This is a genomic window from Sphingopyxis sp. (genome assembly GCF_016704835.1).
In the GTDB taxonomy this organism is placed as follows: domain Bacteria; phylum Pseudomonadota; class Alphaproteobacteria; order Sphingomonadales; family Sphingomonadaceae; genus Sphingopyxis.
Genome location: NZ_JADIZJ010000010.1, coordinates 1 through 12,152 on the forward strand (window position 1 = coordinate 1; position 12,152 = coordinate 12,152).

The window sequence follows — 12,152 nt, forward strand, 5'->3', positions numbered from 1 at the left end:
GTCGTCGGGCGGAAGCTGCATCACCTCGCCGGGCGTTAGAAGCTGGCGAGCGGTCTCGGACCGCGACACCATCAGGTGCCCGAGCCACGGCGACAGGCGATGCCCGGCATAGTTCTTCATCGCCCGCATCTCGGTGGCGGTGCCGAGCGCGTCCGACACGCGCTTCGCCGTGCGCTCGTCGTTGGTGGCGAAGCTCACGCGGACATGGCAGTTGTCGAGGATCGCGTTGTTCGGCCCGTAAGCCTTCTCGATCTGATTGAGGCTCTGCGCGATCAGGAATGCCTTGAGCCCGTAGCCGGCCATGAACGCCAGCGCGGACTCGAAGAAGTCGAGCCGGCCGAGCGCGGGAAACTCGTCGAGCATCAGCAACACGCGATGGCGGTTGCCCTTCGGGGTCAGCTCCTCGGTCAACCGGCGCCCGATCTGGTTGAGGATGAGGCGGATGAGCGGCTTGGTGCGCGATATGTCGCTGGGCGGCACGACCAGATAGAGCGTCGCCGGCCGTTCGCCCTCCACCAGATCCGATATGCGCCACTGGCACGCCCGCGTGACCTGCGCGACGACCGGATCGCGGTAGAGCCCGAGGAACGACATGGCGGTGCTGAGCACGCCCCGAACGCTCGTTGTCCGACTTGTTCAGCAGCTCCGCGCCGCGCTGGCGACGACGGGATGCACGCCGGACTCGCCGAGATGCGGCGTCGCCATCATCGCCGCCAGCGTCTGCTCGATCGTGCGCGATGGATCGGAGAGGAAGGACGCGACGCCGGCCAACGTCTTGTCCGGCTCGGCATAGAGGACGTGAAGGATCGCACCGACCAGCAGCGAGTGCGACGTTTTTTCCCAATGGTTCCGGCGCTCCAGGCTGCCTTCGGGATCGACCAGCACGTCCGCGACATTCTGCACGTCGCGCACCTCCCATTGGCCGCGCCGCACCTCCAGCAGCGGGTTGTAGGCGGCCGACGCGGCGTTGGTCGGATCGAACAGCAGCACCCGGCCGTGGCGGGATCGAAAGCCGGCGGTGAGCAGCCAGTTCTCGCCCTTGATGTCGTGCACGATCGCCGAGCCCGGCCAGGTCAGCAGCGACGGCACGACCAGGCCGACGCCCTTGCCGCTCCGGGTCGGCGCGAAGCACAGCACATGCTCCGGGCCGTCGTGGCGAAGATAGTCAGCAGCGAGCTTGCCGAGCACGACACCGTTCGCGCCAAGCAGCCCGGCCGCCCGAACCTCCCGCGTCGTCGCCCAGCGTGCCGAGCCATAGGTCTCGGCGTTCTTCAATTCGCGCGCACGCCACACAGACATTCCAATGGCGACGGCGATCGACACGAACCCGCCCGACGCGGCGATGAACGCGCCGGTCTCGAATATCTCGGGCGCGTAGGCGTCGAACGAGAACCACCACCAGAAGAAGGCCGGCGGCGGATAGACGCGCCAGCCGAAGCGACGAACCAAGGCGGCCCCAGCTCGGGCTGATAGGCCCAAGGCCGCGGCGGTCCATTGCGTCGCGCCCCACACGCCTGCGAGCACGATCAGAAAGACGGTGATGATCTGGCCCCACAGGATTTTGGTCGCGGACATAGGCTGTCTCCTTCAGAGGCCGAGGCCGCGCTTGCGGCCCAAGACTAGGTCGATCCCGCCACCAGCGCGGACGACGCCGGACACTTGGCGGCCGAGCTTCTGTTCGAGCGCGCTGGCCCAGGGCACGAGACGGAAGCCCAGCCCGTCGTCGATCATGGCGAAGCGGCCGGACGCGAGGTGCGAGGCGCTGGCGGATAGGTGCCGGCGATCTTCTCGCCGGACGTGGTCGGGCGATAGGCAAGGCCCGGTCTCGCCCGCGATCTTCGCGCCAACTGCGTCCAGCTCGCGCTGCGCAGCGTGTCGAGCAAGCCGCGCTCGAACACCGTGCGTTCGCCATAGCGTCGCGCAAGCCCCTCGCGGACAAGTTGATCGGTGCGCGCGTCCATCGCCCGGCGCACCTCCGCGCCGAAGCCGCCGTCCGCGACACCCGTGCCACGCTCGATCAGCCGATGGTCAAGCCAGGTCGCGCCGGGCGCCTTCACCTGCGCGGCGATGTCGAGGTCCGATCGCGTGGCGAGGATCAGGGTGTGCTTCGGCTCGCCCGGCTTGCCTATAGCGCGCAGCTCGACGATCCCGCCGAGCGTCGGGCTTTGCTCCAGCGATTCAATGCCGGGCAGCCGCACATGATGGGTGCGGCCGTCCGTGCCGTCGATCACGGCATAGGCTGCGCCATACAGCTCGTCGTGCAACCCCTTGTCGATCAGCCGGCCGACGATCGGCTTGTCCGGCGCGCCGCTCACAACCGCGTAGCTGTCGAGCGGCCGGTCCTGCCCCCGTCGTTCAAGCGCCGCGCCGATCGTGCGGATGATGTCGCCGCGCGCGCCCAGCTCGCGCAGCTTGGCTTGCGCGCCCTCGGCGACCGCCCACTGTCCAGGCTCGCCTTCAGCGGCCAGCCCCATCGTCTCCAGATGCTGCAAGCGGCCGACCATCAACCGGCGGAGGCGCGGATCGTCCGGGCCGGGCCGCTCGGTTCGCAGGTCGATGACGCCCAGCTCGTCGGCCGCGCGGCCGATCTCGGTATCGAGCCGCGTCCAGCGCTCGGCAGCCACTTCGCGGTCGAGCGCGCGCTGCACTTCATGCTCAGGCTTCGGCCCAAGTTCGGCCTGCGCCAGCTCCTCGGCATGGGAACGCAGGTTGTGGCTGATATAGTCCCGCGCCATGACAAGATCGGTGCCGGTGTCGGTGACACCGCGCACGAGCAGATGGACGTGCGGGTTGTCGGTGTTCCAATGATCGACTGCGACCCAATCGAGCCGCGTCCCCAGGTCCGTTTCCATCTGTCGCACGAGATCGCGGGTGTATTCGCGCAGGTCGGTCAGCTCGGCCGCGTCCTCTGGCGAGACGATGATGCGAAAATGATGCCGGTCATCCTTGCACCGCTCGGCGAAACCGCGATCGTCGGCGTTGTCGCCGGCCGCGTCGAACATCCGGGTAGGCGAGCCGTCGCGGGTGACGCCTTCGCGCTTCAAATAAGCGACGTGCGCGGACAGCGGCGCCATGCGCCGGCCGCCGCGACTGCGATGGCTCACGGGTAGCGCCTTCACCATCACTCGGCGACCCGAACCGAATAGCCGGCTGCGGGCAAACGCGGTGCGTCCCCGGCCAAAACTGGATTGGCCACCTCGGCGCGGGCTGCCCCCGGTGCGCCGGCCGCCGCTGTGGATCGCCGCGACGCGCAGCACCTCGGCGACCAGGCCGCGGGCATTGCGGCCCTGCGCCTTGCTGCGCTTGGCCTTGCCCGGCCGGACGCGGAACTCGCTGTCCTCGCTCACGGCCGGGCCGCTTTCGGCCGAAAATGGCCTGTGGTGCCATTCGAGGCGCTGTTTTTGCTGGCTTTTCCCTTCCGCGCGGCACGCGCGCCGACCGACGCCCCCGCGTGAAGCCACGGAAAAGCCTTGGCTTTTCGGCGAAACGGGGTGCGGCTTATATCTTGCCCTCGCACTTCCCCTCTGCTTCCTGCCCTCCCGGTTCCCTTCTCGAATCCGGCGGCCGATCGTGAGCGAGCGCCGATCATTGCGGTCGGCCCGCGCGGGCGCGGGGGACGAACAAGGTATCCGCCTGCGTCTCCGGTGACGAAGGAGCAGCGCGCTCTTGCGCTTCCGCGGCGCGCGCCGCGACCGATCCCGGCGCATCGGATGTGTCGTCCGATTGCGCGGCAGACGGCGCGGACCCGCTGCCTGTGATGCGGACGAACAGTGCTGCACGACGCCAAGCGAAGCGGTCCGGCGGCGCACTCACCGCCGTTTCGACCGCACCAGGCGCCCCGACTACGGTTGTAAGCTGGGCGAGATATCCGACCGTCTCGGCGGGCAGCGGACGGCCGCGCGACACATAGTCGTCGTAGCGCCCCGGTCCCGCATTATAGGCCGCCAGCATCGCGCTCGCGTCGCCGTAGCGGTCGTGCATCTCGCGCAGGTAGGCCGCGCCCGCCATGATGTTGTCGCGCACGTCGAACGGGTCGGGGCCGAGACCGTAACGGGCGCGCAGCCCCGCCCAGGTCGCGGGCATGATTTGCATCAGTCCCATCGCGCCAGCCCGCGAGACGGCGCGCGAATTGCCCCGGCTTTCGACGCGCATGACCGCCCATATCCACGCTTCGGGAATCCCGAACCGCCGCGCGGCATCGGCGACATGACCGGCGTAGGGATGGGCTGCGGCCGGGGCGGCAAGGGGCGCTTCTTGCGCCCGAACCGTTCCCGGCGCAGCGCCACCGGACAGCAGGACGGCGGCAATCAATATGGCCGATCCGACTCCGCTTCGCCGCCAGCCTGCCAGCGTGCTCGCTGCGGTAAAGGGTTCGCGCAAAGCGCCGGCCTTCGGCCGCCCTTGACCTCCGCTGCGCGCGCCGGCCGGCCTTGGGCCGAGCGGGACGAAGGGATGACACGACTTTCCCGCAAACAAAGGGATGAACATGGATCGCACCGGCTCAGTCCTGCTCGCGCGACTTCGGCTGGCGGTTCCAGCGCAGCGACCAGGCCGATTTGTCGCCCGTGTTCTGGAACAACGCGGCGCGGATCGGCTGCGCGAAAGCGGGGTCGTCGATGCGCAGCGAGACATAATCCCCGGCGCGCTCGCCGGTCTCGTTCCAGCCCGCGCCGATCTCCGGGCCTTCGCTGTCGCCGCGATGGACGCGCCAGTCCGGCGCCTTTTCGGCGTCGGTCGGGTCGGCGGCAACGATCGAGATGCGGACGTCGAGCGTCACTGTCTCGATGATGCCTTCATAGCCGTTGGCGGTGCGGAAAAAGCTGCCGATCTGCATGGGAATGTCCTTTCGTTTGGTGGGGTGGATGCGGCGTCAGGACCGGGCGGCACGCCACGTCAGCGGCGCTTCGGGTGTGTCGCGGGTGAGGATCGGGATCGCGCGGCCGAGCACGGTCGAGGCCGGCAACGGCCCGAAATAGCGCCCGTCCAGGCTGTCGGGATGGTCGAGATTGAGAAGCAGCAGTTCGCCGGTCGCGAGCGTGCGGCAACCCTGCCACGCGGGCAGCGGACGGCCGATCCGGTCACGGATCAGAGCGGCGGCAACCACCCGCCCATCAACGCTGACCGTTACGCCAGTCCTGCAAACGCGCTTTCCCGCCTTGGCTGCGACATGCTTCAACAGCGGCACGTCGCGGCCGAGATAGCCGCGCTCGGCCAGCCACCGCGCCAGCGGCGCGGGCGGCGCGACGGCGACAAGCGCGCCAACGGGCGGATCGCTGTCGGGCTGTATACGATAGAGGCCGAGCGGTGCGCTCGCGCTGGCGTTCCAGACGACGCGCGGCAGCGGATCGGTGAGCGCGATGGCAGCGAACGATAGGACGAACGCTGACGCGGCGAAGGCTGTCGCGCGGAGATAGAATTGGCGCGTCATCCCTCGATCTCCCGGCGCTTAAGCCAGGCGCGATGACGCTCCTTCGTGTAGGGACGCGGGGCTTGTCCGGCAGCGATGCGGTTATGGACGTGTCGCCAATGGTCGGGAGCGGCGTCACACGGATCGACGCCGGCCGGTTCGGTCGCGTCGATCGCCGCGAGAACCTGACTGACTTTGGGCCAGCCCTCGATCTTGAGCAGGATGTCGCCACCCGGCCGCACGAACGGCAGCGTCGTGAACGGCTCGTCCGCGCCGACTGCGCGCACGATGTCGAGGCGCGAGACTACCGTGCCATAGTCGTTCGCCGCCCAGCGGACGAACGCGAAGATCGCGCCGGGCCGAAAGCGCACGATGCGACGGTGACGATCAACGATCTCGTCCACGGCGATGCGGCCGAACCTGATCCAGTGCTCGATCCGCTTTCCGATCCAGGTCAGTTCAACATGGGTCAGCCGTCGTCGGACGGTTGACGGTGACGGGTGGGTGACGGCGGGATGGTCATCGCCGACTCCGGGCGATCACCGAATCCGCGCGCGGCATGAGGTCGTCCTGCCCCGGATCGGAGGTCGAATGCTTAATGCCGATGTCGGCCCAGGCCCGCAGGTCATCGACCGAATAGACGACGCGACCGCCGATCCGGCGGTAGGCGGGGCCGGTGCCGAAATAGCGGTGCTTCTCAAGGGTCCGACCGGAGAGGCCGAGAAAGCGCGCGGCTTCCGGCGTGCGCAGGAAGCGGGGCGGCAGGTTGGTGGGCGTATCGGACAAGTGATGGCTCCTGCGGGCGGTGGCGGCAGGAGGCGTAATTGTCAGAATGGAAACGGCCGGGTGGGGTATGAAGATGTGCAGCTACGCGGATGCGACCACCCCCAAAGGGCGGGACCGGGAGGAGCCGAGTCAGCGAATGCGGAGCAGTTTGCGATAGTCGCCGTTCATCATCGCTATGCCGTCGCGGACCAGCCGCACCGCGAATGAGCGTGATGCCGACATCTTCCAGTCGCTCGCGGACAGCTTGGTCGCATCTTCGCGCCCCAGCTCGGCAGCTATCTGTCGATAGGTCGCGCCGCCATTGCGCAGGTCGAGCGCGCGGAGCATCAGGTCGAGGCGTGCCAGGCGGTAGGTCGTAAGCGGCCAGCCGCGTGGCAGCGGCCCCGCCGCCCGGCCGAACAGGCGGCGATGGAAGCGCAGCAGGCTCGCAATGCGCGTGATGAAATCCTTGTCGAGCGGGATAACGGCGGCGAGCGGCCGGCCAGGCTGCGGATCGCGCAGCCAAAGCCGATGCTCGCCGGCCGCGTCGGCGACGATGACGTGGCGTCCGTCGATGCCCGCTTCGTCGGCGAGCAGCGCGCCGAGCGCGTGCGGATCGACCGGGGCGGCGGTCTCGAATTCGTCCGGCGCGGCGTCGAGGATGACGGTGACGGCGGTCAGTTCCGGGCGCCAGATTACCGGGTCTGAGATCATCCGGCGCCGTGGCGAAAGGACAACCCCAGCGCCGCGCGAACTGCGTCTCGGCTGCGTTCTGCGCGACGGCGCCGCTCGCGATGCGCTGCTGCATCTGCGCATGTTCGGCGCGGTAAGTGCGGTTTCGCCGGAGAAACTCGGCGGCAATTTCAGCGCGCCCGAGGGCGTCGGGCAGTCCGCCGGCGCGCCGCTGGCGACGCCCTGGCGGCGTCGGCATTGCATCCTCCCAACCGCGCTTGGCGCGGATTCTAGGAGTCCAACATCTTCCGGTTGTCCTCGCCAGGATAGCGCAAAGACCGCGAACAACCGTGCAACGAGGGCAGCGAGAATGCTCCGAATTGGAGTTAAATCTTAACGGTTTAGCCGACTTTCGCAGCCAAGCAGATGCGCGTATCCGATCTCCGTCATCCACCGCGCGCGCGCAAGGTGGCTTTCGTGCATCGCCTTCGCGCGATCGGGCTCGGCGCCCACGTCGATGCCGAAGATTGTCGCGGCGGTCTCCTGCCAGTCGGTCCCGTCCGCCTCCGCATCGAGGAGGCGGAGATAGACCATCAGATGTCCCTCGTCATAGCTGGTGAGCTGCGGGGAATCAGGCGCTCGGTCATGAAAATGGTTGTTGCCCATCACTCTCACGTCTTGGCCTGTGTTAACCAATAGACCCTCGGCGAAGCATTTTCGATGCGCTTGCTCGGCATAACTAGGTGCGCAATCCGCATTGCTCGACAATCACTCACGGAGCTGCTGGTTTGCGGTGCGCCCCCGCAAACAGCTCCTGAACCCGTGATCAGGGAGTGGTAAACCGCGTTTAGTCGGCCCCTACGACCTTTAGCACCGGAGCGCCTGGACATACGTCGCAGGCTCCCCGACCGCATGGTCAAGGATTGCGGCGTCGTTTCGGCCGACACCAAACCGCTAAACGTGGGGCTACCAACCCCAGGCCGCCGCGTAGCGGCCCGCTGTCCTTTGGGACGGCGGGATTTTACCACTACCCAGCGCGAGCCGGCGCGCCAGCCCGGCGAGCGCGGCCATTGATCGCGCGGACTATGGGGCGCGCGCTGCCGCCGATCCGGTGCAGCGGATCGGCGCGAAATCGCAAGCCGCAGGGCCGGAACTCCGACCCTGCGGCGGCGATCTTCAGGCTGCCTTGAGGCGCTGCATTCCCTCGGCGAGCGTCCAGAGCGCGCGGTTCAGCGTCACATTCTGGTCGATGCCGTTGATCGCGCGAGTCTGTGCGCGGCGGATACGGCCCTCGGCGTTGCGCTTGCGGCCCTGCAATCCGCCCCGAATGACATTCTCCTGAATGACATTGAATGTGGTCCACAAGCTGCGGTCCACATCCTCGCGCCGGCGCGGCTCGATGATCTGCTCGGGCCGCAGCGGGCTTTCATCCTCTCCGTAGCGAGCGACAAGGCTAACCTCGCCGAGCAATCGCCGCTCGTCCTCGGAAAGCTGCATCGCTTTCATCGACTCGCTGGCGTCGATCAGTCGGGGGAAGTCCTCGGCAACGGTATAGACGCCCTCGATAATATCGTGCTGGATATTACCCTTGTGCGGCACGCGGACCTCCTCGAACCGCTCGCCTGCAATCATGCTGTTGGTGCAGACGAACCGCAGCATTCCGGCGAACATCTGATAAGCGCTCGTTCCGTCATGACTGTTCACGATGATGACTTCGGCGGCCTCGGGCTTGCCGATGCCCTCGTCACGGCGAAGGCGAAGCATGTGTTTCGCGTGGCCGTGGCGCGAACCGTCGCGCGGAACGGACTGCACGGCGAAGAACGGGAACCACCCTTCCCGGCGCAGCCCCTCCACGATGTCGATGGTGGGGACATAGACATACCGCTCGGAACGGCTGTCGTGCGCCTCGCGGGCGAAGATGGATGGGACGTGCCGATACAGCGCCTCATTGTCGAGCGGCTCCCGGCCGCTGATCTGATGGGCGTTGCGGCCGAACCGGGTGGCAAGCTGGTAGTGCATCTGAACCTCCTTGGGTCTGGGTTTCCGCGCAGCGGAGCGCCGCGCTGAAACCCTGCCCGTCGGCGAGACCGGGGGTGCAAGCGGAAAGCGGCTTCGCGGGGAACCGGCTGCACGGAACGCGCTCGCGCGTGGAGGAAGCTGGGCGGAAGCCGCTCCGAAGGGCGCTGGGGGCAGCGCCCCAAGCACCTCACAACATGCCGGGCCACTGGCACGTCCATATTATGAACTGGCGGGCCAACACATGAAGCGCGCCCGCTCGAGGGGAGCGGGGCGCCGTGCGGAGGTCAGCGCGACCAGATCAGCGCGTATTCGCCGGCGGTCTCGGTCTCGGACAGGGTGGCGTAGATCGGAGCCGCGAAGGTCGGATCGTCCAGCTTGACCGAGATGTAGTCGCGGTTCTCGCGGCTGGTCTTCTTCCATCCCGCGCCGCACTCGACCGTGCCGACCGCGAGGCGGAAATCGGGGGCCTTGTCGCTCTCCTTGTCGATCGGACGGAGGGTGGCCTTTGCGTTGAGGGTGAGCGTCTTGATGGTTCCGCTGAAGGAGCCGTTAGCCGCCTGGGTGAAGGTGCCGATGGTAGCCATGTCGAAGTTCCTTTTGCTTCGGGCCACGACCGCCGCGGCCTCGATGGCGATCGGTGAAGGGGGGATGATCGGACGCGCACCGCTCGCGGCCGGAGCGCAGCGGAGGATGGCGACGCGCGGCTTTTTTGTTTCGCGATGCAAAGCCGAAGGCGGCGGAAAAAAGCCGCGCGGTGCCATTGCGTCAGGCCGATCAAGGCGAAGCCGACCCCGGTTAGATCAAGCCAATCGAGAGGCCGCGCGGTTGTCGCCGAACCGGAAATTCTACGCTGTGGCTATGACGGCATTGTCAGCGGCGGCATTCGCTTCTTTGCTGGCCCGCGCCGGATTACTTCGCAAGCAATCCTTCGCCGAGATGGCGGGGGAGCAGACGCCGCCGACTCTCTGCCTGCATGTTCGCCGAGATCCAGCGCGAGGCTGGAATAGAACGTCGCTCACCGTCCGCATCATCGTCGCCAAGCGATTCCGCCGTGCGGGTCCGCAACATCACTGGACGAATCGCGCACCAGAAACGCAGCGGTCGATCCACCGTCAGCACGCCGCCCCGCGCCCTCGGAGCGGGGTGCCTTTGCCAAGGGAGCGGCCGCGCCCCAACGGGCGCGGCCGCGATTTTCGCCGGTCACAATGGAAGGCCGGGACCGCTCACGCGGTCCCCGACCCGGTGCCGCTATTCGGCGGCGACAGCATAGACGCTTCGCTATCCTCCACTTCGGGCGGCTGCTTCACGCTTTCCGTGTCCTCCGGCTCCACAGGTGCGGGGTCCTCTTCCGGTTCGGGCGTCCGCAACGCGACGGGAAGCCAGCCGGTCCCGGAAAGAAGCTGCTCGGCGGCCTGCGCCATGTCCGGCTTCTTCATGTCCGCGATGCGGCGGGCGGCGTCCTCGGACACGCCTTCGGCCACGGCTTCCACGATATGCACCTTGGTGACGCGGCCAAGGTAGCTGTCCACGGTGGGCGTCCAGTCCTTCGCCATGTCCAGCGCCAGCGCGGTCGCCAGCCTGTCCGCCGTTTGCAGCGTCCGGGGCTTGCGATCCCACGGCAGCCGCAGCGCGTTGACGGTGCGAGCCGCGCAATGCGCCAGCAGCGCAGTCCGCTTCGCCTCGTCCAGCCCGACGATGAAGCCCCACAGGTCCGCCACGTCGCGCGGCATCCGCTCGGCCCATGCCTCGTGCTGCTCGCTCGCCCGCGCGGCCAGCGGCGTATCCTCGATCCCGTCCGCATGGCTCCCAAGCGGCGTCACGGTCGGACGAACCTCAAGGCAACCGGCCTCGCATAGCTGTAGAACAGTTGCGCGGTGAGCGTGTGGGTCAAGGCGATCAGCGCCAGATCGGGCCGTTCGCCAAGCGCCACGCGAAGGGCCAGCGTCCGATGGGCGGACAGGTCGCGGGTGAGGCTGTCGGAAATCGGCTTGCCCGGTTCCTCGTCCTCGTCGCCGTCCTCCGGCTGCTTGTCGTCGCCCATCTGCGGCTCGGTCGCATCGCCTTCTTCCGGCTCCGGCTGGGGGTCCGCCAGCGCCTCGTCCTCGGCCCGAACGAAACCCGGCTCGATCCTGACCGTGCCATCATGGTTTAGGACCACGAACGCGCCGCCGTGGGCGATCACGTTGGCGTCGTAGGCGTAGCGCTTGGCCGAAATAGCGTCGATCTCGTCGGACACCGCTTCCAGCTTCGCCGCCACGTCCTCGGGCATCTCGTCATAGGACGAATAGCCTTCGGCAAGCTCATCGTGCTCGGCGGACAGGGCCTCCAGCCGCGCCTCGTCCTCGTCGGACAGAGGAACCGACCGCGGATAGAAGCGCCGCATCCCGTGGGCATGGGGATAGTCGATATGCGCCTCGGCCCATTTCCAGCCCTCGGCCTGAACCTGCCCGGCGACCTCCACGCAGCTTCTCGGCGGCGAGCATATCGAGCAAGCCCGCATCCTCGAAGAACCCGCCCCGGTCCTCGCTGAACAGGTCGCGGATGATGTTGCCGCCCGCCTCGACATAGGCGTCCGCCCCGACGAACAGCGCGCGCCGGTCGGTCGCCGGAACATTGCTCGCGGTCATGTCGCGCCGGATGATCCACGGCTCGCGGTTATGATGCAGGTTGGCGAACACCTGCTCCTGCCGGTCATGGTCGTCGGTGATGGCGAAGGCCATAAGCTGGTCCAGCGTAAGGCCGTCCTCGCGATAGACCTGCAACAGCTTCGGGCTGACAGCGCCAAGGCGAAGGCGCTGCTTCACCACGCCCGCCGACACCCCGAATCGCGCGCCGATCTCCTGCGCGCCCCATCCCTTGCCGTCCGCAAGCTCGCGGAACCGCTCGAACTGGTCGGCGGGGTGCATCGGGGTCCGGGTCACGTTCTCATCCAGACTGATCTCGGACGGATCGTTGGCGGTATCGAGCCAGCAGCGAACCGGCTCGGATTTCTTGATCTGCTTGCGCTTGGCGCGCAGCAGCATCGCCAGCCTGCGGCCCTCGCCAGAGGTGACGAGGTAATAGCCGGTCGGCGTCCCGTCCTCCTTGGTCTCCGGCTCGACGACAAGGTTCTGGATCAGTCCCTTGTGCTGGATCGAAGCGGCCAGCGCCTCAATAGCGGCTTCCCCGTGCGGCACCTTGCGCGCGTTCTTGGGGGACTTCTTGAGCTTGGCCAGCGGCACGAAAATCTCAATGCCGGACACAGGCTCGGCGGCTGCGGCTTCGGTCACAGCGTTCATCACACTTCTCC

At 67.5% G+C, this 12,152-nt stretch carries 10 protein-coding genes and 4 pseudogenes; 1 reads left to right on the plus strand and 13 read right to left on the minus strand.

What is annotated here, in order from left to right; translation table 11 throughout:
• Positions 1–1,575, minus strand: a pseudogene (locus tag IPF76_RS13735) (conjugal transfer protein TraG); the annotation flags it as partial.
• Positions 1,576–1,587: 12 nt separating this feature from the next.
• A pseudogene (locus tag IPF76_RS20880) lies at positions 1,588–3,122 on the minus strand (DUF3363 domain-containing protein).
• 111 nt (positions 3,123–3,233) lie between these two features.
• Here IPF76_RS20880 and IPF76_RS20885 point away from each other — a divergent pair.
• A complete protein-coding gene (locus IPF76_RS20885; RefSeq protein ID WP_366499703.1) occupies positions 3,234–3,455 on the plus strand; it encodes a hypothetical protein in 222 nt (73 codons plus the stop codon).
• A 130-nt stretch (positions 3,456–3,585) separates the two neighbouring features.
• On the opposite strand, the gene IPF76_RS13750 is transcribed toward IPF76_RS20885, so the two are convergent.
• The 11 genes and pseudogenes from IPF76_RS13750 to IPF76_RS13800 form a co-directional block, all read right to left on the minus strand.
• Complete coding sequence (locus IPF76_RS13750) at positions 3,586–4,497, minus strand: lytic transglycosylase domain-containing protein (protein WP_293845050.1); 912 nt, start codon at positions 4,495–4,497, stop codon at positions 3,586–3,588.
• A gap of 4 nt (positions 4,498–4,501) precedes the next feature.
• Positions 4,502–4,834 (minus strand): DUF736 domain-containing protein, encoded by a 333-nt coding sequence (locus IPF76_RS13755; RefSeq protein WP_293845053.1) that lies wholly within the window; start codon positions 4,832–4,834, stop codon positions 4,502–4,504.
• A 36-nt stretch (positions 4,835–4,870) separates the two neighbouring features.
• Positions 4,871–5,428, minus strand: a complete 558-nt coding sequence (locus IPF76_RS13760; protein WP_293845056.1) for a S26 family signal peptidase — start codon at positions 5,426–5,428, stop codon at positions 4,871–4,873.
• On the minus strand, positions 5,425–5,880 hold the full coding sequence (locus IPF76_RS13765; protein WP_293845129.1) for a DUF2840 domain-containing protein: 456 nt from the start codon (positions 5,878–5,880) through the stop codon (positions 5,425–5,427). The genes IPF76_RS13760 and IPF76_RS13765 overlap by 4 nt, the downstream gene beginning before the upstream one ends.
• A gap of 46 nt (positions 5,881–5,926) precedes the next feature.
• Complete coding sequence (locus IPF76_RS13770) at positions 5,927–6,193, minus strand: helix-turn-helix domain-containing protein (protein ID WP_061937696.1); 267 nt, start codon at positions 6,191–6,193, stop codon at positions 5,927–5,929.
• A gap of 129 nt (positions 6,194–6,322) precedes the next feature.
• Complete coding sequence (locus tag IPF76_RS13775; RefSeq protein WP_293845064.1) at positions 6,323–6,886, minus strand: DUF2285 domain-containing protein; 564 nt, start codon at positions 6,884–6,886, stop codon at positions 6,323–6,325.
• Between the two features lie 67 nt (positions 6,887–6,953).
• Positions 6,954–7,103: pseudogene (locus IPF76_RS13780) on the minus strand (DUF6499 domain-containing protein); the annotation flags it as partial.
• 134 nt (positions 7,104–7,237) lie between these two features.
• Complete coding sequence (locus IPF76_RS13785; RefSeq protein ID WP_293845131.1) at positions 7,238–7,510, minus strand: DUF2285 domain-containing protein; 273 nt, start codon at positions 7,508–7,510, stop codon at positions 7,238–7,240.
• Positions 7,511–8,020: 510 nt separating this feature from the next.
• Positions 8,021–8,863, minus strand: a complete 843-nt coding sequence (locus tag IPF76_RS13790; RefSeq protein WP_293845066.1) for a DUF932 domain-containing protein — start codon at positions 8,861–8,863, stop codon at positions 8,021–8,023.
• 284 nt (positions 8,864–9,147) lie between these two features.
• Positions 9,148–9,447 carry a DUF736 domain-containing protein gene (locus IPF76_RS13795; protein ID WP_293845133.1) on the minus strand — a complete coding sequence of 100 codons (300 nt, stop codon included), beginning with the start codon at positions 9,445–9,447 and terminating at the stop codon, positions 9,148–9,150.
• 639 nt (positions 9,448–10,086) lie between these two features.
• Positions 10,087–12,141: pseudogene (locus IPF76_RS13800) on the minus strand (ParB/RepB/Spo0J family partition protein).
• Positions 12,142–12,152: the final 11 nt, after the last annotated feature.